General features: G+C 71.1%; 20 protein-coding genes. 9 read left to right on the top strand and 11 right to left on the bottom strand.

Annotated elements, in window-relative coordinates:
- Nucleotides 1-5: 5 nt before the first annotated feature.
- The 4 genes from ACFRIC_RS17485 to ACFRIC_RS17470 all read right to left on the bottom strand — a co-directional run bounded on the left by ACFRIC_RS17485 (nt 6) and on the right by ACFRIC_RS17470 (nt 2,059).
- Nucleotides 6-359 (bottom strand): PRC-barrel domain-containing protein, encoded by a 354-nt coding sequence (locus tag ACFRIC_RS17485; protein ID WP_382786228.1) that lies wholly within the window; start codon nt 357-359, stop codon nt 6-8.
- Between the two features lie 152 nt (nt 360-511).
- Nucleotides 512-1,234 (bottom strand): hypothetical protein, encoded by a 723-nt coding sequence (locus ACFRIC_RS17480; RefSeq protein ID WP_382786225.1) that lies wholly within the window; start codon nt 1,232-1,234, stop codon nt 512-514.
- A gap of 7 nt (nt 1,235-1,241) precedes the next feature.
- Nucleotides 1,242-1,865 (bottom strand): RNA polymerase sigma factor, encoded by a 624-nt coding sequence (locus ACFRIC_RS17475; RefSeq protein WP_382786222.1) that lies wholly within the window; start codon nt 1,863-1,865, stop codon nt 1,242-1,244.
- Nucleotides 1,862-2,059 carry a hypothetical protein gene (locus ACFRIC_RS17470; protein ID WP_382786219.1) on the bottom strand — a complete coding sequence of 66 codons (198 nt, stop codon included), beginning with the start codon at nt 2,057-2,059 and terminating at the stop codon, nt 1,862-1,864. The genes ACFRIC_RS17475 and ACFRIC_RS17470 overlap by 4 nt, the downstream gene beginning before the upstream one ends.
- Before the next feature lie 671 nt (nt 2,060-2,730).
- Between ACFRIC_RS17470 and ACFRIC_RS17465 the strand changes: the two genes are divergently transcribed.
- From ACFRIC_RS17465 to ACFRIC_RS17450, 4 genes are all read left to right on the top strand, one after another.
- On the top strand, nt 2,731-3,570 hold the full coding sequence (locus ACFRIC_RS17465; protein WP_382786216.1) for an SDR family oxidoreductase: 840 nt from the start codon (nt 2,731-2,733) through the stop codon (nt 3,568-3,570).
- Between the two features lie 6 nt (nt 3,571-3,576).
- On the top strand, nt 3,577-4,911 hold the full coding sequence (locus ACFRIC_RS17460; protein WP_382786213.1) for an NAD(P)/FAD-dependent oxidoreductase: 1,335 nt from the start codon (nt 3,577-3,579) through the stop codon (nt 4,909-4,911).
- Between the two features lie 77 nt (nt 4,912-4,988).
- Nucleotides 4,989-6,491: a cytochrome ubiquinol oxidase subunit I gene (locus tag ACFRIC_RS17455; protein WP_382786210.1), complete on the top strand. Its 1,503-nt coding sequence runs from the start codon at nt 4,989-4,991 to the stop codon at nt 6,489-6,491.
- The gene (locus tag ACFRIC_RS17450; protein WP_382786207.1) at nt 6,488-7,531 is read left to right on the top strand and encodes a cytochrome d ubiquinol oxidase subunit II; all 1,044 of its coding nucleotides are present in this window, start codon (nt 6,488-6,490) and stop codon (nt 7,529-7,531) included. The genes ACFRIC_RS17455 and ACFRIC_RS17450 overlap by 4 nt, the downstream gene beginning before the upstream one ends.
- 60 nt (nt 7,532-7,591) lie before the next feature.
- Here the strand turns inward: ACFRIC_RS17450 and ACFRIC_RS17445 are convergent, their stop codons facing one another.
- The 4 genes from ACFRIC_RS17445 to ACFRIC_RS17430 form a co-directional block, all read right to left on the bottom strand.
- Entirely contained in the window at nt 7,592-9,172 is a 1,581-nt protein-coding gene (locus ACFRIC_RS17445) for a GMC oxidoreductase (protein ID WP_382786204.1), read from the bottom strand.
- Nucleotides 9,173-9,382: 210 nt separating this feature from the next.
- Entirely contained in the window at nt 9,383-9,940 is a 558-nt protein-coding gene (locus ACFRIC_RS17440; protein WP_382786201.1) for a gluconokinase, read from the bottom strand.
- A 9-nt stretch (nt 9,941-9,949) separates the two neighbouring features.
- Entirely contained in the window at nt 9,950-10,894 is a 945-nt protein-coding gene (locus ACFRIC_RS17435; RefSeq protein ID WP_382786198.1) for a cyclase family protein, read from the bottom strand.
- A 3-nt stretch (nt 10,895-10,897) separates the two neighbouring features.
- Entirely contained in the window at nt 10,898-12,718 is a 1,821-nt protein-coding gene (locus ACFRIC_RS17430; protein ID WP_382786195.1) for a glycoside hydrolase family 15 protein, read from the bottom strand.
- Nucleotides 12,719-12,923: 205 nt separating this feature from the next.
- Between ACFRIC_RS17430 and ACFRIC_RS17425 the strand changes: the two genes are divergently transcribed.
- The 5 genes from ACFRIC_RS17425 to ACFRIC_RS17405 all read left to right on the top strand — a co-directional run bounded on the left by ACFRIC_RS17425 (nt 12,924) and on the right by ACFRIC_RS17405 (nt 20,618).
- Complete coding sequence (locus tag ACFRIC_RS17425) at nt 12,924-13,871, top strand: DUF389 domain-containing protein (RefSeq protein ID WP_382786192.1); 948 nt, start codon at nt 12,924-12,926, stop codon at nt 13,869-13,871.
- A gap of 41 nt (nt 13,872-13,912) precedes the next feature.
- Nucleotides 13,913-15,697 (top strand): cation:proton antiporter, encoded by a 1,785-nt coding sequence (locus ACFRIC_RS17420; protein WP_382786189.1) that lies wholly within the window; start codon nt 13,913-13,915, stop codon nt 15,695-15,697.
- Nucleotides 15,698-15,922: 225 nt separating this feature from the next.
- Nucleotides 15,923-17,971 (top strand): hypothetical protein, encoded by a 2,049-nt coding sequence (locus tag ACFRIC_RS17415; protein WP_382786183.1) that lies wholly within the window; start codon nt 15,923-15,925, stop codon nt 17,969-17,971.
- A 462-nt stretch (nt 17,972-18,433) separates the two neighbouring features.
- Nucleotides 18,434-19,189: an IclR family transcriptional regulator gene (locus ACFRIC_RS17410; protein WP_382786179.1), complete on the top strand. Its 756-nt coding sequence runs from the start codon at nt 18,434-18,436 to the stop codon at nt 19,187-19,189.
- Between the two features lie 238 nt (nt 19,190-19,427).
- Complete coding sequence (locus ACFRIC_RS17405; RefSeq protein WP_382786175.1) at nt 19,428-20,618, top strand: 4-hydroxybenzoate 3-monooxygenase; 1,191 nt, start codon at nt 19,428-19,430, stop codon at nt 20,616-20,618.
- A gap of 62 nt (nt 20,619-20,680) precedes the next feature.
- Here the strand turns inward: ACFRIC_RS17405 and ACFRIC_RS17400 are convergent, their stop codons facing one another.
- From ACFRIC_RS17400 to ACFRIC_RS17390, 3 genes are read right to left on the bottom strand one after another with little or no spacing between them, the layout of a single operon-like run.
- Nucleotides 20,681-21,376, bottom strand: a complete 696-nt coding sequence (locus ACFRIC_RS17400; protein ID WP_382786172.1) for a response regulator — start codon at nt 21,374-21,376, stop codon at nt 20,681-20,683.
- 4 nt (nt 21,377-21,380) lie between these two features.
- The gene (locus tag ACFRIC_RS17395) at nt 21,381-22,631 is read right to left on the bottom strand and encodes a sensor histidine kinase (protein ID WP_382786169.1); all 1,251 of its coding nucleotides are present in this window, start codon (nt 22,629-22,631) and stop codon (nt 21,381-21,383) included.
- A gap of 25 nt (nt 22,632-22,656) precedes the next feature.
- Entirely contained in the window at nt 22,657-23,535 is an 879-nt protein-coding gene (locus ACFRIC_RS17390) for a CPBP family intramembrane glutamic endopeptidase (RefSeq protein ID WP_382786166.1), read from the bottom strand.
- Nucleotides 23,536-23,621: the final 86 nt, after the last annotated feature.

Raw genomic sequence — 23,621 nt, 5'->3', positions numbered from 1 at the left:
TGAGGTCAGATCATGCGCAGGTTCGTGTAGTAGCCGCCGACCCGCTCGTGATAGTCGGCGTCGCCGATGTGCTTGTCCTGGACGAACTCGGGAGAGTTCTTGACCTGGTCCTTGGTGAGCGCGACGTAGATCTTCCGCTCGTCCTGGTCGACGGACTGCACGGTGCCCGCCGGAAGCAGGACGTGCTTGCCGAAGATCCATACGCCGGTGTCGACGACGAGGTAGGAGGAGTCGACCTCGTCCGAGTGCTTGTCGACCTTCCCGATGCTGCCGTCGGTGGCCTCGACCTTGTATCCGATCAGGTCGGTGCCCGCGATGTGGCCGGTGGTCGGCTGGTAGCCCCAGATGCCGTCACTCATGAAGAAAGACTCCCTCATCGAAATTCGTTGAATCCGCGGTCGAACCACGGATCTGTCGAGGTGTCATCGAATGCGGTGACGTTTCCTCGTGAGGCCGGGTTCCCACGCTTCGGAGTCCGACACATCCCGTGCCCCGTCGGGAGGGAGGCGGATCAGAGTGCCCCGTGGACCAGGTGGGTCCAGTGTTCGGCGAGGGCCGGGATGGGCTGGGGGACGGGGCCGAGGTCGCCGTTGTGCGGGGTGTGCAGGCCGTCGACGGCGTCCTTGAGGATGTGTTCGCGGACATCGGGGCCGGGAGGCGGCAGTGTGTACGTGATGGAGGGGGTTGCCGAGGCCGCACGGCGGTGAAGGCCGGCGTGATGGGGGACGGGTGTGTACGTGTTCCAGCCGAGGCTGTTGAGGCGGTGGATCTGGCCGGCCCAGTGGGTGGCGTCGCGCATGTCGCCGTGCCGGAGATGGGTGAGGTAGAGGCACAACGCCGCCGTGACGTTGCCGGCGCCCGCCGCGAAGTGCCACCAGAACTGCGCTCCTTCCTCCTGGTCGGCGAGATAGAGCAGACTCGCGAAGGTGAGAGCGCCGTCGGGATCGCGGCTCATGTCGAAGGCCGTGATGCGGGCGGCGGCGCCGCGGTGACGGACCGTGCCACGGCACAGCAGGCGCAGGTCGTACGCGGCCCGTTCGTGCAGGGCGGCCGGGAGCGGTCGGGCTCGCCGGCCGCCGTGCGGGACGGCGCTCAGGAACTGCACCCAGCGCAGCTCGTGGAGGTGCCGGGCAAGACGGTGCCGGGCGGTGTCGAGGTCGGCGCCGGTGTACTCGCCCTTGAAGACGCGGGCGCGGCGCAGAGCCTCGTCGATGCTGCGCGGGGTGCGGTTCACAGGCCGCTCACTCCTTGTCCGTCTCGCGGGTGTCGTCGGTGCGGTATCCCATGGCGGCGGCGAGCCGTGCCCTGGCCGTGCGATGCGTCGAGCGCACGGTGGCTTCGCTGATGCCCATGATCAGGGCGGTGTCCGCGGTGCTGAAGCCGAGCGCGTTGCGCAGGACGACGACGTCGAACTGGCGCTCGCTCAGACGCGCCATGTGCCGGTAGAGACCCAGTCCTTCCTCCAGTTCGGCGATCTCGTCCGCGTGCTCGGCGTGGAAGGAGTCCCGGAAGGAGGCCAGGAGGGGTTCGGTGGCCGCGCGCATGGCCCGGGCGAAGGCCAGGGTCTCGGTGGTGGCGGGGCTGCGGCCCAGGGCCGCGAGCTCGCCGTGCACGCGTTGTTTGAACAGGGCCCAGGCGTACGACCCGCGGTCCGGCATGGACTGGAGCCGGGGCCAGATGGTGGACAGGTAGAGGAACGTGGCGTCGACCAGCCGGCGGGCGGTCGCCGCGTCGCCGAGGTGGATGCGGCTGTATTCCAGGCAGGCTCGGTCGTAGCGGGCGTGGAAGTCCCAGAAGTCGGCCGGCATCTGAGGGGTGCGACTGTCGATCGTGTGTCCTGCCGGATCGGGCTGCTGGATGGTCACCGGCGGCCTCCCTCGTCCAGGGAGGCCGCGTCGGGCTGGGCTGCAGGGGAGGGAGGCTGCTGTTCGACCAGGGCCTGTGCGCCGAGGCGTACACCGGCGCCCAGGAGGCGCCGCACTAAGAACCACACGTCGGGCGCGAAAGACCGCGCCGCGGCGGCGAAGGCCAGCGTGAAGCCGGCTACGTCGTAGTCCACAGTGAATGTCTTCCTTCGTTTCAGGCGGTGGCGTGACCGCACCGTCCCCCGTCGGGCGGGCAGGCACCTGAAGCATCGTTGCTCTGGAAAACAGATAAGCCCACCAGTGCCGGTAAACGTGCAGGCCTCCGAGCAGATCGTTCCGACACCGGGCGGCTTTCCGCCCACCTGGACGGGGAGGCGCGCTTTGCTGCAGCGCAACGCCACACCGCGCCACCTCGCGCGCCTGGCGCGCCACCCGCGACGAGCTGCCTTTTTGACAGAAAAGAAGGAATTCCAACCCGCTTTGCGCGAACGTGAAATTGCACGCTCAATTTCACCGTGTGGTTCAGATCACATCTTGCCGACTCCGGCGGGAACGCTTCGATGCACCCGGTGCCGCGAGTGCCGCACGGCACGCCGCCTTGACGCGGCGACGGTGCGCCGCCCGCACGGCCTGGCGGCTCCGGCGAACCCCGGCGCCCGGCCTGCCACCGGCCGCCCATGACGTCGCGATCCGCCTGAGCCACCGGAGTGACATCGGCGGTCGAAGGGACCCGGCCGCGCGCGTCGGGCAGCCGCTCACGGCGTCGATGCATTTTGCTGGCCACCGAATTCTGGCGTCTTCCGCGAGGCCTTCCCGCCGGCCGGTGGGGGCGGGTGCGGGTGGGAATCGAGCGAGGAGGATCCTGGTGGCAGGAAGTGTCGTAGAAAGCGGTACGCCGCTGGTCGCACGGCTTCTGCGAGGGCAGAAGGCCCTGGTGACCGGCGCGAACTCGGGTATCGGCAAGGCGACCGCCATCGCCCTGGGCCGGGCCGGGGCGGACGTCGTGGTCAACTACGTCGTCGGCGCCGACGAGGCCGAGAAGGTCGTCGAGGAGATCAAGGGCTTCGGGGTCAACGCCTACGCCCACGAGGCCGACGTGTCCGACGAGGACCAGGTCGTCGAGATGGTCGCCCGGATCGTGCGGGAGTTCGGGACCATCGACATCATGGTGGCCAACGCCGGGCTCCAGCGGGACTCCTCGCTCGTGGACATGACGCTGGCCCAGTGGCAGAAGGTCATCGACGTCAACCTGACCGGGCAGTTCCTGTGCGCGCGGGAGGCCGTCAAGGAGTTCATGCGGCGCGGTGTCGTCCCGGAGGTGTCCCGTGCGGCGGGCAAGATCGTCTGCATGAGCTCGGTCCACCAGATCGTCCCGTGGTCGGGCCACGTGAACTACGCCTCCTCCAAGGGCGGCGTCGGCATGATGATGCAGACCCTGGCCCAGGAGCTCGCCCCGCACCACATCCGCGTGAACGCGGTCGCGCCGGGTGCCATCCGCACCCCGATCAACACCGCCGCCTGGGACACCCCCGAGGCCGAGGCCGAACTCCTCAAGCTCATCCCGTACCGCCGGGTCGGCGACCCCGAGGACATCGCCGACGCCGTCGTCGCGATGGTGTCCGACCTGCTCGACTACGTCGTCGGCACGACCTTGTACGTCGACGGCGGGATGACCCTCTTCCCCGGCTTCGCCACCGGCGGCTGAGGCCTCGTGGAAGACCATGTGACGCCCCGCCGGGTGGTGATCATCGGGGGCGGGTTCGCCGGGCTGTTCGCCGCGCGGGCCCTGCGCCGGTCACCGGTCGCGGTGACGCTGATCGACCGCCGGGCGCATCACCTCTTCCAGCCGCTGCTGTACCAGTGCGCGGCCGGGATCCTGTCGGAGGGCCAGATCGCGCAACCGTTGCGCGCGGTCCTGCGCCGTCACGCGAACGTGCGCTGCCTGCTCGCCGACGCGACCGACGTGGACGTCAAGGGGCGCGCCGTCCACGCCCGGCGGCCGGAGGGCGGCAGCCTCGTCGTCCCGTACGACGACCTGATCGTCGCGGTGGGCATGCGCCAGTCCTACTTCGGGCACGACGAGTTCGCGGCGCACGCCCCGGGCATGAAGACGCTGGAGGACGCCCTGGAGGTGCGCCGCAGGATCTACCGCGCCTTCGAGATGGCCGAGTCGGCCACCGACGCGCGGGACCGGCGGCACTGGCTCACCTTCGCCCTGGTCGGCGGCGGGCCGACCGGCGTGGAACTGGCCGGCCAGATCCGGGAGATCGCCGGCCACACCCTGGACCGGGAGTTCCGGACCATCGATCCCCTCCAGGCCCGGGTGCTGCTCTTCGAGGGGTCCGACCAGGTGCTGGCACCCTTCGGGGACCGTCTGGCGGGGCGGGCGGCCCGCGCCCTCGGCGATCTGGGTGTGGAACTCCATCTGGGCACGCGGGTCACCGACCTCGACGAGCAGGGCCTGACGGTGAAGGAGCGGGACGGCACGACCACACGGCACCCCGCGCGGACCGTGCTGTGGACGGCCGGCGTCGAGGCCCCGCCCATCGTCGCCGCCCTGGCGCGGGCCACGGGCGCGGAGCAGGACCGGGCCGGCCGTATCGCCGTCGAACCCGATCTGACCCTTCCCGGCCATCCGGAGATCCGCGTGGTCGGCGACGTGATGGCCCTCGACCACCTGCCCGGTCTGGCCGAGGTCGCCATGCAGTCCGGCGCCTACGCGGGACGGGCCGTGCGTCACGCGGTGGAGGGCCGGACGAAGGAGCCGAAGCCCTTCCGGTACAGGGACCTGGGCAGCGCGGCCTACATCTCGCGCGGACGGGCCGTCGTCAAGGCCGGGCCCGTGCACCTGTCGGGCGTCGGCGGCTGGCTGGCGTGGCTGTTCATCCACATCGCCTTCCTGACGGGGTTCCGCAGCAGGCTGGGCGCGGTCCTGAGCTGGTCCGTGGTCTTCGCCTCCGGCGCGCGACGGGAGCGGGCCTTCACCGTGCCCGGCACCGGGCCCGCCGAGCCGCCCGGAGTCACCGCGGCGCTGCGCGGGCCCTGACCGGGCCGGGGGTCCGCGCCGTCATCGTCCTGTCCCTGCGTTCCCCGCCGAGGCGGGTGAGGATCACCGAGGCACCTATGCTCAGCACCGCAGCGCACCTGGCCGCCGGTACACCGGCCCAGCTCCTGCCCTCACGTGAGTTGATGGCCTTCACCCTGGCCTCGCACATCCTGCTCGTCCCCTTCGGGGTGGCCCTGCCCTTCATCACGCTGGTCATGCACTACCGGGGCCTGCGCCGCGACGATCCGGTGGCGATGCAGCTCGCCCGGCGCTGGTCGGCGGTGATGGCGGTGCAGTTCGCCATCGGTGTCGTCACGGGCACCGTGCTGTCCTTCGAGTTCGGCCTGCTGTGGCCGGGCATGATGGGGCGCTGGGGTGACGTGTTCGGTCTGGGCTTCGGCGTGGAGGCCTGGGCGTTCTTCCTCGAAGCCATCATGATCGCCATCTACCTCTACGGCTGGCGCCGCCTCAAGCCGTGGACCCACTTCTGGCTTGCCGTACCGCTGCCGCTGGCCGCCATGATGGGGGCGTTCGGGATCATCGCCGCCAACTCGTGGATGAACACCCCGCAGGGGTTCAGCCTCGACGCCCAGGGCAACCCGACGGACGTCGACGTGCGGAAGGCCGTCTTCACCCCGATCTTCGGCACCGAGTACTGGCACTTCGTGGTGGCGATGTTCCTGACGGCCGGTTACGTGGTCGCGGGTGTGTACGCGGTCGGCTGGCTGCGGGGCCGCCGCGACCGGTACCACAAGCTGGGCTTCATGGTGCCGTTCACCATCGCCGCGATCCTGACGCCGATCCAGTTCTTCCTCGGGGACTCCGCCGCCCGTTCGGTGTTCCAGAAGCAGCCGGTGAAGTTCGCGGCCATGGAGATCGTCTGGAAGACCGACACGCACGTGCCTGAATACATCTTCGGCCGGCTGCACTCCGACGGGTCCATCTCCGGCGGCATCAAGATCCCCCAACTGGACTCGATCCTGGCCGGGTTCAGACCCGACACCAAGGTGACCGGACTGACCTCGGTACTGCCGGCGGACCGGCCGACCGCGGCCCAGGCGACCCTCGTCCACTTCTGCTTCGACATCATGGCGCTCATCGGCAGCGTGCTGATCCTGCTGGCCCTGTGGTACGCGTGGCTGTGGTGGCGCCGCCGGGACATGCCCGACAACCGCTGGTTCCTGCGCTGCGCCGCGGTGGCGGGCGTGGCCTGCCTCGTGACCGTCGAATGCGGCTGGATCGCCACGGAGGTCGGCCGCCAGCCCTGGATCGTCTACAACCACATGCGGGTGTCCGAGGCCGTCACCCACACCGCGGCCGGGGGGATCTGGGCCGTGCTCGGGGTCGTCATCGTCGTGTACGTCGCGGCCTTCGGCTCGTTCCTGGCGGTCCTGCTCAAGATGCGCGACCGCTGGCGCGCGGCCGACGAGGCCGCGACCTCCTCGGCCACGGTGCTGGAGCCCGAGGCCGACACCCCGTACGGGCCCAGACACCCGGCCGACGCCGCGACCGCCGGGGCTCCCTCCGGCGGCGGGCCGGGCAAGGGACCGTCCGACGGGTCCACTGGGGGTGAGCGATGATCGCCGATGCCATCGCCTGGGTACTGGTCGTGGTGATCGCCGCCTACGCGTGCGGTGGGGGCACCGACTACGGAGCGGGGTTCTGGGATCTGCTGGCGGGCGGTGCCGACCGGGGCAAGCGGCCACGCTGGCTGATCGACCACGCCATGGCGCCCGTGTGGGAGGTCAACAACGTCTGGCTGATCTTCGTTCTCGTCCTGATGTGGACCGGCTTCCCGACGATGTTCCAGGCCGTGTTCACCGCTCTGTGGCTCCCGTTGGCCCTCGCGGCCGTCGGGACGGTGCTGCGCGGTGCGGGCTTCGCGCTGCGCAAGCCGAGCAGGCGCCTGGCCCGACGGCGCGTCTACGGGGCGGTGTTCGCCGTCGCCTCGCTCCTCACGCCGTACTTCCTCGGCTCGGTCCTCGGCGGTGTCGCCTCGGGCCGGGTCGCGGTGGGCACGCCCGCCACCGCGCACGTCTGGGCCAACCCGACGTCGATCCTCGCGGGTCTGCTCGCCATCGCGGCCACCGCCTTCCTCGGCGCCGTCTTCCTGGTCGCGGACGCGCGCCGGTTCGGCGCGGACGACCTCGTCGGCTACTTCCGGCTGCGGGCCCTGCTCGCGTTCGGCGCGGTGGTGGTGCTGGCCGCGATCGCCCTGCCGGTCACCCACCACGACGCCTCGTACGTCTGGCACGGGATGACGCGGGGTCTTGGCCTGCTCATGGTGATCCTGGCGGCATGTGCCGGCGTGGCGACGGTGGCGCTCCTGCTGGTCCGCTCCCACCGCTGGTCACGGCACACCGCGGTCGCCACCGTGGCCCTGGCCATCGTGGCCTGGGGCTTCGCCCAGCGCCCCTATCTGCTGCCGACCACGCTGACGGTGGCCGACGGGGCCGGGGCCGCGCACACACTGCGCTGGCTGGCCATCGTGGCGATCATCGCGGTCGTGCTGATCGGCCCCGCGCTGGTGCTGGTCTACCGGCTCGACACACAAGGCGAGTTGGAGCCGCTGACCGACGCCGACACCCGCGCCGCGGGGCTTCCCGGGGACAACGTGTGACGCGGGCCGGCCCGCGCGGCGGAGCATCGACGCTCCGCCGCGCCGGCCGGCCGCTCGCCCTCAGCCCAGCCGTTCGATCAAGTGGTCGCCGACGCGCAGGGCGTTGGCGATGGCGGTCAGCGACGGGTTGACCGCGCCGATGCTGGGGAAGAACGACGTGTCCACGACGTAGAGGTTGTCCAGGTCGTGGGCCTTGCAGTCGACGTCCAGGGCCGAGCTCGCCGGATCGGTCCCGAAGCGCACGGTGCCGGCCTGGTGGGCCGTCGCCCCGATCGGCATCCCCTTGTGCAGATAGATGCTGTGGGACAGCAGACGGTGCGGATGCATCCCCAAGTGCCCCAGCATTCCCTGCAACTTGTGCTGAAGCCGCTTGAGGCCCGCGATGTTGTTCTTCTCGTCCAGGGCGAGGTGGATGCCGCCGTCCTTGTCCAGGGTGACCCGGCTCTCCGGCAGCGGAAGGTCCTCCCCGCACAGCCAGAAGTCGACCGCGTGGTGCGCGAGGACCTCGAACGGCATGTCGGGGGAGACCTTGCCGGCCCAGCGCGGCGCCTCGCCGTGGATCTGGTCGGCGTCCGACTTGCCGAGCATCTGGATGCCGCCGAGCGGGAACTCCCAGTCGTCCGCGCCGAAGTACCAGTCGTTGAGGGCCAGGGTCTTCTGGAACCTGGTGGGGTTCGGTTCCTTCGACACGGCCATCAGCGCCAGGTTGTTGTGGCGCATGTAGTGCCGGCCCACGACGCCGGAGCTGTTGGCCAGGCCCGCCGGATGCCGGTCGTTGGCCGAACGCAGCAGCAGGACCGCGGAGTTCACCGCGCCGCAGGCGACGACCACGATGTCCGCGGTGAACGTCTCCGTGGTCCCGTCCCCGAGGTCCGCGACCACGCCGGTGACCGTCTGCCCGGACGCGTCGGTCTCCAGCCGGCGGACGTCGGCATGGGTCACCATCGTGACGTTGGGGTGCCCGAGCGCGGGGTCGACGCAGATCACCTGCGCGTCGGACTTCGCGCCCAGCAGACACGGGAACCCGTCGACCCGGTCGCAGCGGATGCAGGCACTGGCGTGCGTGGCCCGGCCCTGCCCGTCCTGGGTGAGGTCGACCCCGATCGGCAGGTGGAAGGGGTGCAGTCCCTGCTTCTCCAGGTCGTCGCTGAGCTGTTGGATCCGCGGTTCGTGTTCGACGGGCGGGTAGGCGTACTGCTCGCCGGCCGGGCCCGCGGTGATGTCCTCTCCGTGGCGCCCGTGCACGCGGTAGAGGTGCTCGGCCTGTGTGTAGTACGGCTCCAGGTCCTCGTAGCCGATGGGCCAGGCCGGGGACAGCCCGTCGTGGTGGCGTACTTCGCCGAAGTCGCCGGGGCGCAGCCGGAAGAGCGCGGCACCGTAGAACTTGGTGTTGCCGCCGACGTAGTAGTTGACCTCCGGCGGGAACTCGTTGCCGTGCTTGTCGTACCAGAACTCCGGTGCGCGGTACTTGCCTTGGACGAAGACCGCCGTGGAGTCCCAGTTGTCCCGCTCCCTGGGCAGGTAGCCGCCGCGTTCGAGGATCAGCACGCGTTTGCCGCTGGGTGCCAGGCGATGCGCGAGAGTGCCGCCGCCCGCTCCGGTGCCGATGACGATGACGTCGTAGTGCTGGTCGCCGGTCATGAACCGCCCCGTCCGTGGAGTCGTTGGCCTTGTCTGTCCGGATCTCGGCCCCCCACGGCTGGAATCGCTCAAAATCCCCTATTGGATGTGATCGGATACGCATCCGATTTTATCGGGCGCTTTCACCCCCAGCACCCTGGCGCTTCCACCTCCCCGGCTCCTTGGCACCTCCACCCCCGGCCCCTGGCGAACAGGCGTCGGGAAGCGGGCTCACCCGGGCTCTCGCCGGCACGGTCCCCCCGCCCATCCGACCCGGTGCAGAGCGGCCTCCGCCTGGTCGACGATCCACTGACGGGAGTTCTCGGCGTCGACGGTCAGGCCCGGTTCGTCCGGGCGCAGCGGCTCCAACTCCGCGTACTGGGAGTCCACCAGGACGGCCGGCATGAAGTGTCCGCTGCGCCGTGCGACCCTCCGGAGGGCCGTCGCCTCGTCGAGTGCGAGATGCAGCAGCCATACGCGGGTCCCCGCCCTGCGGAACATCTGCCGGTACCGGTACCTGAGCGCCGAGCAGGCCACGACCCCACCCGTGCGGGAGGCCGTCGCCTCCTCGATCCACTCGTCGATGGCCGTCAGCCAGGGGCGGCGGTCCTCGTCGGTGAGCGGCCGGCCGGCGGCCATCTTGGCGCGGTTCGACGCGGGGTGGAGATCGTCCGCCTCCAGGAACGGCACCCCGAGCCGCTCGGCCAGCAGGATCCCCGTCGAGGACTTCCCGCACCCCGACACCCCCATGACCACGACGATCGCGGGTTCCTGACCGGGGTTGCCCATACGGCGCCCTCACAGAACGGCGATCGGGTTGACGGGGGAGCCGGTGGCGGCGGGAAGCCGCAGCGGGGCCACGACGCAGAGGAACGACCAGCGCCCCTCGGCCGCGCAGACCGGCACCAGATCCTCGAACTGCAGATAGTCGAGGAGGTGGACGCCCATCGCGTGCATCGCCAGCACGTGCACGGGGAAGTCCACGCCGTCCACCGCACTCGGGGCGGTGTCGTTGTTGCCGTCGCTGCCCAGGACCGCGACCCGCCGCTCGGCCAGGAACTCCAGAGCGTTTGGGTGCAGGCCCGCCCTGGCCTCCGCCGTGTGCCAGGGACCGGCCTCGGCGCGGCGTTTGCGGTGACCCACCCGTACGAACAGCAGGTCGCCCTCCCCGACCCGGGTGTCCTGGGACCGCTCGGCGGCGGCGAGGTCGTCGGCGCTCACGTGCTCGCCGGGTTCCAGCCAGGGCACGCCCCGCAGCCGTGGGATGTCCAGCAGCACGCCACGGCCCACGATCCCGTCCGCGAGCGCCCCGACCGTCAGCGCCGTCGCGCCGTCCGCCGTGACACTGCTCGCGTCCACGCCCCCGTGCAGGGTGCCGCGGTAGATCACGTGACACAGGGCGTCGAGGTGGCTGTCGGTGTCCCCGTGCACGTTCATCGCGAAGCTGTCCCGCGCGAAGTGCAGCCCCTGGTCGTCGGACGCGTCGGACCAGGCGCGCATGGTGTGCCGGGCGGGATCCGGGCTGTCGGGTCCCGTCGACGTCTCCACCGGCGCCGCCAGGGTGACCGTCCTCCCGGTCCGTATCTCCCGTGCCGCCGCCGCCACCCGATCCGGCGTCAGGGCGGCGAGCGCACCCCGCGCGCCGGCCGCCCACGAGGCGCCGGACGCCAGCCGCCGGTACAGGGCGTCGAACTCGGCCGTGGTCAGCCGGGGCGCCTCCACGCGGGAATCACGGGCGGCCATGCCTCAGCGCCCGTGCTCTGCGTCGAGGGCGTCGTCGAGCGTGCTCGCCGCCATGATGAGCGCGAGGTGGGTGAACGCCTGCGGGAAGTTGCCCAGTTGCTCTCCGCTGGGGCCGATCTCCTCGGAGAACAGGCCCACATGGTTCGCGTACGTCTGCATCTTCTCGAAGGTGTACCGGGCTTGCTCCAGCCGACCCGCACGCGCCAGGGCGTCGACGTACAGGAAGGTGCACAGGCTGAAGGTGCCTTCCGAACCGCGCAGGCCGTCGGGGGAGGCGGCGGGGTCGTAGCGGTAGACGAGGCTGTCGGAGACCAGCGTACGGTCCATGGCGTCCAGCGTGGACAGCCACCGCGGATCCCTGGAGCCCAGGAAGCCGACCCTCGGCATCAGCAGCAGCGAGGCGTCCAGCACGTCACCGTCGTAGTGCTGGATGAACGCGCGTTCCTTGTCGCTCCAGCCGCGGTCCATGACCTGCTTGAAGACGGCGTCGCGGGCGGCGCGCCACTTGTCGATGTCGGCCGGTCTGCGCCAGTGGTCGGCCAGGGCCAGGCCGTGGTCGAAGGCCGCCCAGCACATCACCCGGCTGTACGTGAAGTCCTGGCGGCCGCCGCGGGTCTCCCAGATCCCCTCGTCCGGCCGGTCCCAGTGATCCGCCAGCCAGTCCAGTGTCTTGGCGAAGGTCTCCCACCCCTCGTACGACGACTGCGCCTCGATCTCGCGCCCCTGGGACAGGGCGTAGACCGCCTCGCCGTAGATGTCGAGCTGGAGCTGGTCGGCGGCGCCGTTGCCGATGCGCACGGGCGCGGATCCGCGGTAACCCTCGAAGTGTTCGAGGCTCTCCTCGGGGAGGTCGGGGCTGCCGTCGATGCGGTACATCGTCTGCAGCGGTTCGTCCTCCTTGCCCTCGCGCTCGCGCAGCCGCTCGACCAGCCAGTGCACGAAGGCCGTGGCCTCCTCGACGAAGCCGAGGTCGAGCATGGCCCGCACGGACAGCGAGCCGTCGCGGATCCAGGTGAAGCGGTAGTCCCAGTTGCGCTCCCCGCCCACCTGCTCGGGCAGGCCCATGGTGGCGGCCGCCACCAGCGCGCCGGTCGGCGCGTACGTCAGCAGCTTCAGGGTGATCACCGAGCGGTGCACCAGCTCCGGCCAGCGGCCCCGGTAGCGGGACTGGCGCAGCCAGGCGTGCCAGAACCGGGTGACCTCGGTGAGCCGCTCGTGGACGGCACCGATGGTGAGGGGGTCGGGCGGACTGCCGCCCGGGGCGCAGACCGTGAACACCGCCCCGGCGCTCTGCCCCGCATCGAGACGGACGGTGCCACGCACGTCGTGGCCGTCCGCCTCCAGGGGGAACGTCGCCTGGAGGAACGCCTCCGTGCCCGGCGCGTGGAACCGGGCACCGCTCCCGTCGACGTCGAGCCGGTGCTCGGCGCGGCCGTAGTCGAAGCGCGGCCGGCACTCCAGGGAGAACTCGACCGTTCCCCGGACCGCCCGTACCAGACGGATGAGCTGGTGCCGGTCGGTCGGTGTACGGGTCCGGTCGGGAGGCATGAAGTCGACGACCTCACCCACGCCGTCCGGCGACATGAACCGCGTGACCAGGATCGCGGTGTCCGGATAGTAGAGCTGCTTGCAGGCGAGATCGGGATGCTCGGGAGCGATACGGAAGTGCCCGCCGCCGTCGTGGTCGAGCAGGGCGGCGAAGATGCTGGGCGAATCGAAGCGTGGTGCCGCGAACCAGTCGACCACGCCCTGGGAGGAAACGAGCGCGGCGGTCTGCAGATCGCCGACGAGGCCGTGATCGGCGATGGGCGGATAGCGGTCCATCCGGTCACTCCACTGTCTCCCCGAGCAACCCCCTTGTACGTCCGCTTCCACTATCCGTCCCTGGTCGCGGCATCGCCACACGCCGCCGAAGCGGTGAATCACCGGCCATCGCTGCTACTTTTTGTCCCGATCCGTCACTGAAAGTGCATGCCGGCCCTGGTCCACAGCACCCGGCCCCACCGTCGGCAGAGCTGGGAGACTGGCCTTGGACCTGATCCACGTTCGACTGGTGAGCCCGCCCGACCTCACACCCCGGACCGTCGAGCTCCTCTCCGACGACCGCTGTGTGTTCAACCTCGTGCTCTCCGGCGAGGCCCGCAATCCGGCGGGCGACGCCATCCAGTGCGACGTGCTGGCCGGGGACGCGAGCACCGTGCTGCGCGGCCTGCGCGCCCTGGAGATCGACTCCCGCGGATCCATCGTCATCGAACCCGTCGACACGGCGTTCTCCGACAAGGCCGCCGAGGCCGAGCAGCGCCGGCTGGGGCCGCTGGCCCACACGCCGGTGTGGGAAGAGGTCGAGGCGCGCATCCGCGCCGAGGGCACGTACGGCCCCAGCTTCTACCTCTACCTCGTGATCGCCGGGGTGATCGGGGCGGTCGGCATCCTCACCAACTCGCAGATCCTGATCGTCGCGGCCATGGTCGTCGGGCCCGAGTACGGCGCCGTCGCCAGCGTCGCCCTGGGCATCGACCGCCGCAACGGTGCCAGGGTCCGCCAGGGACTGCTCGCCCTGACCAGGGGATTCGCGCTGGCCGTCCTGGCGACGTTCCTGTTCTCGTGGGCGGTCAGGGGCCTGGGCCTCACACCGAGACTGTTCGGGCTGGGCGTCAGACCGGTCACCACCCTGATCGACACTCCGGGCTTCTTCTCCGCGGCCGTCGCCGTACTGGCCGGAATCGTCGGGATCGTCTCGCTGACGCAGGCCAGGACGACCGCCCTGCTCGGCGTCTTCATCTCGGTCACCACCATCCCCGCCGCCGCCGACATGGGGGTCGCCCTCGCGTACTCCAGTTGGAGCGAGGCCCGCGGTTCGTTCCTCCAACTGCTGCTCAACATCCTGCTGCTGATCGTCGTCGGCGTCGTGACGCTCACGTTCCAGCGAGCCCTGTGGCGGCGGATCGGCCTGCGCGGCCGGGCGTCGACCACCTGACGCGCCACCGCTCCCGCGGCTTCCCGAGAGAAGGACTGTTCGTGACGACGGATGACGTGCTCACCGGCGTGGCCCTGATCATGGTCTTCGCCGTCGGATCACAGTTGCTGGCCAGCGTCCTGCGCATCCCCTCGCTGATCGTCATGCTCCCGGTCGGGTTCGCGGCCGGAGCGCTGATCGACGACGTCAACCCCCAGCAACTGCTCGGCCCGGCCTTCTCCCCGCTGGTGACCCTGGGCGTCGCCGTGATCCTCTACGACGCCGGCCTCGGCCTGGACCTGAACAGGTTCAGGGGCCACAACCGCACGGTCGTCACCCGCCTGATCTGGCTCGGCGTCCCCGCCACCTGCCTGCTCGGCGCCGCGCTCGCCATTCCGCTGCTGAGCATGTCCCACCAGGCGGCCATCACGCTGGGCGCCGTCCTGGTGGTCTCGGGCCCCACCGTCGTGGGGCCACTGCTCGGCATCGTCCGCCCCAAGGACCGCCTCCTGCACATCCTCGTGTGGGAGGGCTCCCTCATCGACCCCGTCGGCGGCATCCTCGGCGCCGTCGTCTTCCACGCCGTCGACGCCAGCACCCAGCCCACCGCGTCCGGCGGGATCGCGCACTTCGCGGCCAGCGTGGGCACGGGCGTGGCCGGAGGTGTGGTCGGGGCGGCCGTGCTGTGGGCACTGTTCCGCGTGGTGCGGCCCGGAGAGGTGCTCGGCACCGCGGCCCAACTCGCCGCCGTGATCGGTGTGGCGGCCGGCTGCGACATCCTGCGCGACGACTCGGGACTCATCGCCGCCGTGCTGATGGGCCTGTCGGTGGCCAACATCTCCCGCATCGACATCCCCGTCCGCCGCCAGTTCTTCGAGACACTGGTCAGCCTCATCATCGGGCTGCTCTTCACGTCGATCTCGGCCACCGTCACCCCCGCCTCGCTCGACCATGTGGGCCTGCCCGCACTCGGGTTGGCGGCCTTCCTGGTCGTCGTCGTCCGGCCCCTCGTCGTCGCGATGTGCACCTTCGGCACCGACCTGTCCCGGGGCGAGCGGTGTTTCATCGGATGGATGGCGCCACGCGGGATCGTGGCGGCCGCCACCGCCTCCACCTTCACCTCGGCGCTCGTGGCCGATCACATCGACGGCGCGGCCAAGATCCTTCCGGCGACCTTCGTCGTCATCGTCGCCACCGTCACCCTCTACGGACTCACGGCGGCCCCCGTGGCCCGGCTGCTGCGGGTGAAACGCCCGTCCCGTTCACGCCCGCTCCTGGTCGGCGGCGACCCATGGGTCCTCGACCTCGGCGCGACCCTGAGATCCACCGGGATGGAGGTGCTGATGTGGGCAGGCCGCGACGAGCAGCGCGACCGCATCCGGCGAGCCGGACTCGAGATCGCGCCGGGCGCCATGCTGGGCAACGCCACCGGCTCCGGCGCGGAGCTGGAAGGAATCACCGGCGTGTTCCTCCTCACCGGCGAGGACGACTTCAACGCCCTGGCGACCGCGGTGCTGCACGGCGGTGTCGAGGGACCGGTCCTGCGCGTGGGCGCGGCACAGGGCAGCCATGGCGCGGTGGATCCCTACCGCGGCGGCGAGATTCTGTTCGGGCCGCATCTGACGGGCCCCGCCCTCGCCCGCCGGCACCAGGAGGGCAGCACCATCGTGGCGGTCCCCGCCGAGGACGGCGTCCCCGCCGACAGTGACCTGCTGTTCGTGGTGCGCCCGGGCCACCGGCTGGAGCCCGTCACCGAGGACAACGCCCCGCGACCCGATCCGGGGGACACCCTGGTTCTGCTGGCCCCGGCCGTCGAAGGCCGGGCGGTACGGGCGACCGTTCCGTGAACTCCGCCTGCATGGCGTTCACTCTCCGCCCGCCCGCCTGCCGATCGTCTCCTCATACCTGTGCGCGGGCGCGGACGCGCACCACGGCGTTCCCCTTGGCGTAGCCGCTTCATCCGTCGGAGCCCTCCGAGTTGCCGCACGATCGAGCCCGTGTGGTGATTGCCGGGGGAAGGAGACCCGGACCGCCGAGCGCGTCCGGGCCGCGAATGCTGACGGAGGAGCGCGATGGCGACGCGACCGGCCCAGGCGGCTCCCGCCGCGCAGGGGCGCGGCGGCGTCCTGAAGATCGTCGTCCCGTTGGCCGTGGTGCTTGTCGCCCAGGCCTTGCTGGCCTTGTGCCTCGTCAGCGCCCAACAGCTCCTGGTGCCGCGGAACATGCCCTTCGGCGTCTCCGGACCGCCCTCTCCCGTGGTCGCCGAGGTGGCCTCCCGAGCCGGACTCGACCTGACCTCCTATCCGAACGAGTCGGCGGTCATGGAGGCGGCGCGTCGGGGCGAGCTGTACGGCGCGTACCTCAGCACGAGTGCGTCCGACACCCTGGTCGTGGTCCCGGCCAAGAGCTTCTTCGCCCAGACCGAGCTGGAGCCGGCGTTCGTGGCCGCCGCGCACAAGCTGCACCGGCCCGTCACCGTGCAGCAGGTCGCGCCCCTCGCCTCCAGCGACCCGATCGGCGCGGTGACGTCCTTGCTGCTGCTGCCCCTGCTGATCGGCGGTTATCTGGCCGCCGTGTTCGTCTTCAAGGCGGCTCACGGCGTGGCCGCGGCGCCGTGGCGGGCGGCCATCCTGATCGGGTACGCCCTGGTGGGTGCGCTGCTGACCGATCTGATCGCCGGCCTGGGGATCGGCGCGTACTCCAGCAGCCACTTCTGGCCGCTGCTGCCGTGCTTCTGGCTCATCACCTCGGCGGTGGCGCTGGCGGCCGCCGCGATGCAGGCGCTGGCGGGCAAATGGGGCACGCTCCTGGTGGCGGTGCTGTTCATCGCCGTCGGCGGTCCGCCGGCAGGGGGACTGGGCACGTACCTGCTGCCTGTCTACTGGCGCAACATCGGCGTGGTCCTGCCGCCGCAGAGCGCGGTCACCCTGGTCAACCGCGTGCTGTACTTCGGCGGGAACGACATCTCGACCCCGCTGGTCGTGCTGTTCCTGTACGCCGCCGCCGGAACGGCCGTCATCGCCTGGTTCGGCCGCATCCGCCCCGCCAGGTCGGCCTCCGCGGCAGGCGGTACGGAGACCTCGTCGGCCCCCGGTGCCGCGGCGAGCGCCCCGAGCCGCCGTCGTGCCGCGATCGGGATGGTCGTGGCGCTCGGCATCTGTGCCGTCATGCAGTGCCTGTTCGCCACCACCTACATGAGCGCCGGACACGCCCCCAAGGCCTCCGACATGCCGTTCGGGGCGGTCGGCTCGTCGCCCGTGCTGACCGAGGCCCAGAAGAAGATCTCCCTGAAGGTCACCCAGTACCCGGACGAGGCCGCGGCGAAGTCCGCCATGGACGAGGCCCGCGTCTTCGGCGCGCTGGTCTCGTCGGGCGGGACGAACACCCTGATCGTGGTGCCGTCCATGAGCGACCTGGCGCCCCTCGACCTCGCGGTCCGGTTCGAGGAGGCGGCCCGCGGCACCGGGCAGAAACTGAAGGTCGAGCAGTACGCGCCGCTTCCGCTGGTGCCCAAGGACCCGTTCGGCCTGGTCCAGGCACTCATGCTCGTTCCGCTGCTCATCGGCGGATACATGTCCTCCACCCTGCTCATGGCCGCCACCGGAAGGGCGGCCGGCCGCTGGCGGGCCGCCCAGCTCGCCGGGTTCGCCGTGATCAGCGGTCTGGTCATCGACCTGATCGTCTGTTACTGGCTCCAGGGATTTCCCAGCAGCAAGTTCTGGATCACCTGGCCCATCGCCTCACTGATCGTCGCCGTGGTGGCCTTCGTCGCCGCGGTCCTGCAGAAGCTGCTGGGGCCGATCGGCACCCTCGTGACGGTCATCGTGATCATCCTGCTGGGCAACCCGTCCTCCGGTGGCGCGAGCGGGGTGCCGTACCTGCCCGCCTTCTGGCGTGACCTCGGGCCGTATCTGCCGCCGCGCAACGGGTACATCCTGCTGCACCGCACCATCTACTTCGACGGCCACGGAACCAGCCAGGCACTGATCAACCTGCTGATCTATCTCGTCGTCGCCGCGGCCGTCCTCATCGTGCTCGACCTGCGTCACTCCGAGGCGAAGGTGCCCGCCGACGCCATGGAGGGCGCGGCCATGTCGGTGCCGGTCGGAGCGGTGCCGTAGGCGCTCCGGAGAGCCGGGTCGACGTGCGCCGGGGAAAGCTTCTCGACCCGCATCGTGCGCAGAAGCAGATCCTCGGGCTCCGTGCTGAGGTGTCATTCCACGGTGGCGCGCAGTCGGTCCGCGCCCGTCCGGTCGCCCACAGAACAGCCTGTGATACAACGGGCGTCGACCGGCGGGAACCCCGCGAAGCACGCCAGGAGTTCCACGACGCCGCCCTCGCCGCGGGAGTACCGACGCGGCCCTCGCCGCCGACGTCCTGTCGCCGCTGACCCGTGGCCACCACGTCTCCTCCATGGAGGAGACCGCCTACTGGACGGCCGAGCGGGCCGCCCGCGTCGCCAAGGCCGTGGTGGACGCCCTCGTCGAGGACTGAGGCGCGGCGCGCACCGACCCTGTCCGCTTCCAACTCGGAGACGGGCCAGCGGGTTTGGCGCGAGCACGGACCAGGAGTGAGGACTGACGATGGCGAACTCGACGTCCGGGGAGACGGTGGCCGAGCGGATCGTCCGCGTCCTGGAGACGTTCGACACGGACCGTACGGTGCAGACCTCGGCGGAGATCGCACGGCGCGCGAGGCTGCCCTCGTCCACCGCGTACCGCATCGTCTCCGAACTGGTCGAGTGCGGGCTCCTGGAGAAGGACGCGGAGCATCGGGTCATGCTGGGCATGCGGCTGTGGGAACTGGCCCTGCGCGGCTCCCGTGCCCTGCGGCTGCGGCAGACGGCCCTGCCGTACATGGAGCGGGTCCAGTCCCGGATCGGGGAGCACACCCAACTGGCGGTACTGGAGCACGACGAGGCCCTGTTCGTCGAGCGGCTGTCCCATCCGCGCGCCGGTGCGAACATCACCCGGATCGCGGGCCGACTGCCCCTGCACGCCTCGTCGTCGGGCCTGGTCCTGCTCGCGTTCGGTCCCGAGGAGTTGCGTGAGCGGGTCCTCCGGGGCCCGTTGGAGGCGGTTTCGCGGGACACCGTGACGGATCCGAAGCGGTTGGGCGCCGTCCTGGCCGGCATCAGGCGGGACGGGTTCGTGGTGGCACCGGGATCCGTGGAGACGGTCTCCACAGGCGTCGCGGTGCCGGTGCGCGAAGGGCGCGGGCCGGTGATCGCCGCACTGTCGGCCGTACTCCCGCGGGACACACCGCCCCGGCCCGCGGTCGAAGAGCTGCGGGCCGCGGCGGCCGGCATCTCGGCGGCGCTGGGCGCGCACCGGTCCTAGAGCGGGTCCGCGAGGTCGCGTCGTCCGCCCGCCGGGCGGGACTTCGCGGCACGCCCTGGCGCGCGACCGGGGCGGGACGACGTGCGCCGCCGCGGCAGGACGACCTCAAGTGCCTTGTGCCGCCGGTCGACGAAGGTCTGACGAAAATCCGCTTCCCGTTGAACGGGAATCGGCGTCGAAAGGCCGGGGCCGCCGACGACAGACTCCGTGCATCCCGACACGCGTCGAAGGAGACGACATGTCCGAACGTACCCGCGTCGCCATCATCGGCGCAGGCCCCGCCGGTCTGCTGCTGTCCCACCTGCTCGACCGACACGGGATCGAGTCGGTCGTCCTGGACTCCCGCAGCCGGGAGCAGATCGAGACCACGATCCGGGCCGGGATCCTGGAGCAGGGCACGGTGGAGATCCTCAGCGAGACGGGCGCGTCGGACCGCGTGCTCACGGTCGGTCAGAAGCACGAGGGGATCGAGCTGCGCTTCGGCGGCGAGCGCCACCGCGTCGACTTCGCCGCCACGGTCGGCCGTGGGGTGTGGCTGTATCCGCAGCACGAGGTGCTGAAGGACCTGGTCGCGGCGCGTCTGGCCGCGGGCCAGGACCTTCGCTTCGGGGTGACCGCGGAGCGGGTGGAGGACGCCGGGACAGCCCGGCCGCGGGTCGTCGCCAAGGACAACGACGGCAACTCGGTCGAGATCGAAGCCGACGTGGTGGTCGGCGCCGACGGCTCACGCAGTGTGGCCCGGGAAGCAGTCACCGGGGCTCTCGGCGGCTACTTCCGGGAGTACCCGTTCGCCTGGTTCGGCATCCTGTGCGAGGCGCCGCCGAGCGCCGAGGAGCTGATCTACAGCAACTCCCCGAACGGTTTCGCGCTGGTCAGCCGGCGCAGCCCCGAGGTACAGCGGATGTACTTCCAGTGCGATCCGCGGACCGACCCCGAGGCGTACTCGGAGGAGCGGCTGTGGGAGCTCCTGCGGGCGCGGGTCCCCGGCGCGGCACTCCGCGAGGGCCGGATCTTCCAGCGGGACGTACTGCGGTTCCGCAGCTTCGTCGCCCACGAGATGCGTCGCGGCCGGGTCGTGCTGGTGGGGGACGCGGCGCACACCGTGCCGCCCACGGGAGCCAAGGGCATGAACCTCGCGGTCGCGGACGTCGTCCTGCTGACCGAGGCACTGCGCGCCCTGCTGCTGGACCGGGACGAGACGCTGCTCGACGCGTTCCCCGAGGCGGCCCAGGACCGCATCTGGAAGGCGCAGCACTTCTCCTGGTGGATGACGAGCATGCTGCACCTCCGGCCCGAGGCCGACGCCTTCGAGCGCCGGCGTCAACTCGGGGAGCTGCGCACGGTGGTGGAGTCGGAGGCCGGCCGGACCTACCTCGCCGAGGCCTACACGGGCTGGCCGCTGCCGGGGCGCGACGCGATCCTCAGCTGAAGCGTCACGTCGTCCTGGTGCGCCGCTCGGGTCCCCGCCCGGTACGGCAGTGGCGGCTCCCGTCAGTCCTCGGCCGGGATCAACCCGACCCGGTAGGCGAGGACCACCGCCTGGACCCGGTCGCGCAGGCCGAGTTTGGCCAGGATCCGCGAGACGTACGTCTTGACCGTCTCGGGGGTGATGAACAGCGCCGCGGCGATCTCCGCGTTCGACAGCCCCTCCGCGATCTGGCCGAGCACGTCCAGCTCGCGGGGGGTCAGCGCGCGCACGAGGTCGTCCCTGGCCGCCGACCGGGAGGTCTCGGCCGGACGCAGGTGTGCGGCGAAGTGACCGATGAGGTGGCGGGTGACGGCGGGCGCCAGCAGGGCCTCGCCCCGGGCGACCGTACGGATCCCGTTCACCAGCTCCGCGGGAGGCGCGTCCTTGAGGAGGAAGCCGCTGGCTCCGGCCCGCAGCGCGTCGTAGACGTAGGCGTCGACGTTGAACGTGGTGACGACCAGCACCTTCGGCGGGACCCCGGCATCGGGACCGGCCAGTTGCCGGGTCGCCTGGATGCCGTCGAGCAGGGGCATCCGGATGTCCATCACCACCACGTCGGGCCGCAGCCGCCGCGCGGCTTCCACCGCCGCGTGCCCGTTCTCGGCCTCCCCGACGACCTCGATGTCGGGCTGCGCGGAGAAGATGGTGACGTAGCCGGTCCGCACCAATGCCTGGTCGTCGCACACGAGTACACGGATGGGCTGCGGCGCGTCGCTCACGGGGTCACTCCTGAACGGGCTTCGACGGAATCGTTGCGCGGACCTCGAACCCGCCCTCGGGCCGGGGTCCGGCCTCCAGTTCACCATCGAGCATCGACACCCGTGCACGCAGCCCGGCCAGACCGCGTCCGCCCGCCAGACCGCGTCCGCCCGCCGGACCGGGCACGCTCGGGACCGGTTCGGTCGCCGGGGAGGCGGCGGGTGCGTCGGTCGTCACCTCGATCTCGACGTGCTCCTCGCGGTGCCGGACCAGGACGTGGGTCATCTGCTCGGACGCGTGCTTCATCGCGTTGGTGAGCGCCTCCTGCACCACGCGGTACGCGGCCAGCTCCACGTCCACCGACCGCGTCCGCCGCTCGCCGTGCTCACTGAACTCGACCCGCTGACCCGACCTGCGGGCCTGTTCGACCAGGTCCACCACCCGTCCCAGGGCCGGGGCCCGGTCAGCGTGCGCCGACCCGGCGACCGCGGACTCACCGGTCGCCTCCAGCACGCCGAGCAGGTACCGCAGTTCCGTCAGGGCCCGGCGGCCGGTGTCGCTGACGGCCGCCATTCCCTCCGCGGCCCGTTCCGGCGCGGACGTGAGCAGGAACTGCGCCGCGTCGGACTGGACCACCATGGCCGTCACGTGGTGGGTGACCACGTCGTGCAGTTCGCGGGCGATGCGTGCCCGCTCGGCGGCCGTGGCCACCTCGGCGGCCAGCCGCCGCCGCTCCGCCTCTTCTCCCCGCCGCGTCCGCACGGCACTTCCCACCAGCCAGATCGCGGCCAGCGTCAGATAGAAGGCGAGGTAGTCCGGGATCCGCTGCGGTGAGCCGAGCTGGTGCAGGACGACGGCCAGTACGGCGTAGGCTGCACTCGCGGCGACGGTCACGGCGCGGCGGAGGCCGACCTGATGGGCCCCGGTGGAGTACAGGGCGAGATACAGCCCCACACTCCCGAACGTCGTGGCGAAGCCCAGCGCCTGGTGCAGGGCGAACGCGCCGGCGACGACGGCCAGACAAGCCGCGGGCCACCGGCGGCGGGCCGCCAACGGCAGGGTCTGAGCCAGGGTCAGTCCGATGCCCAGGGCGCTCGCCGGCCGCTCGGGCAGATCGCCTATCTGCCCGCCGATGTTCGACAAGGTCGGCACGAAGGCCAGCAGAGTGAGCGTCAGCGCAAGGACGCCGTCCTTGACCGAGGCGTCGCGCGCACTCCACCAGCCGAGTGGAGTCCGGAGCAGCGGGGGACCCCAGGGTGCCTGACGGGACATCATTTCCTCTTCCTCCGGCCGGACTTGCTCACCGCTGAGTCTGACGTCGCGACAGCGGACCGCCGTTCCGGCGGGCGAGGACGATCATCCGGACGGTGATCAGCACGCTGAGGACGACGGGCACGATCGACGTCTCCAAGCCGAAGCCGCCGCCGTTCAGCAGGGCGGAGCCATGGACGTGGACGGTGAAGAGACCCTCGGGCGTGTGTCCGGAGACCGGGATGCCGAGCAGTTGCTCGGCGGTGTTCCAGGCGAAGTGCAGGCCCGCGACGAACCAGATGCTACGTCGCCACAGGAACGCGGCACCGAGCATCACGCCCGCCTCCAGAGCTATCGCCACCGCACTCCACGCGTTGGCTCCCGGAGCCCCCAGATGGGCGACGCCGAAGAACAGCCCGGTGATCGCGATGGCCGCGCGGCTGCCCCACAACCGCTCCAGAGCCTGCAAGGCGAGGCCGCGGAACAGCAGTTCCTCGGTGACCGCGGCGCCGATCTGCACCATGACCGCGGACCACACGACCGACACGAGGCCGTTGCCCGCCCAGGAGAACGAGTAGCCCCCGAAAACCGTGATCAGCAGTGTGGACACGAGGATGAAGCCCAGACCGACCCCGCCGCCGAGCAAGGCCTCCCGGCCGGCCCCGCTCCGGGCGATCTCCGGCGTGGACCGTCGTGCGACGAAGCGCATGACCGCCCAGTACACGGCCACCGCGGCGGCCGCTCCCAGCGCCGGCACCGGACCGGGGCCCGTCGCGGTCAGGCCCGAGACCAGGCCGACCCCGACGATGCCCGTCAGCATCCAGCCGAGCGGAGACCGGACGATCCGGCCGAGACGGCCGCCCCGGTCGTCGCCCTCCTCGTACGGGCCGGAGCCCGTGTCGTGCGGTGCGGTGGACCTCGTGCCCATCGTGGCCTCCCCTTGTGGTGGTGGTCGCACCGGTGGCGACCTGACGACCACGCTAGGGACGCGTCGACGTCCGCGAGTCACCCCCG

It is taken from the genome of Streptomyces sp. NPDC056738, from assembly GCF_042790435.1.
In the GTDB taxonomy this organism is placed as follows: Bacteria; Actinomycetota; Actinomycetes; order Streptomycetales; family Streptomycetaceae; genus Streptomyces.
Note: the sequence above shows the minus strand (reverse complement) of the source record. Positions and strands in the feature narration are given on the sequence as shown.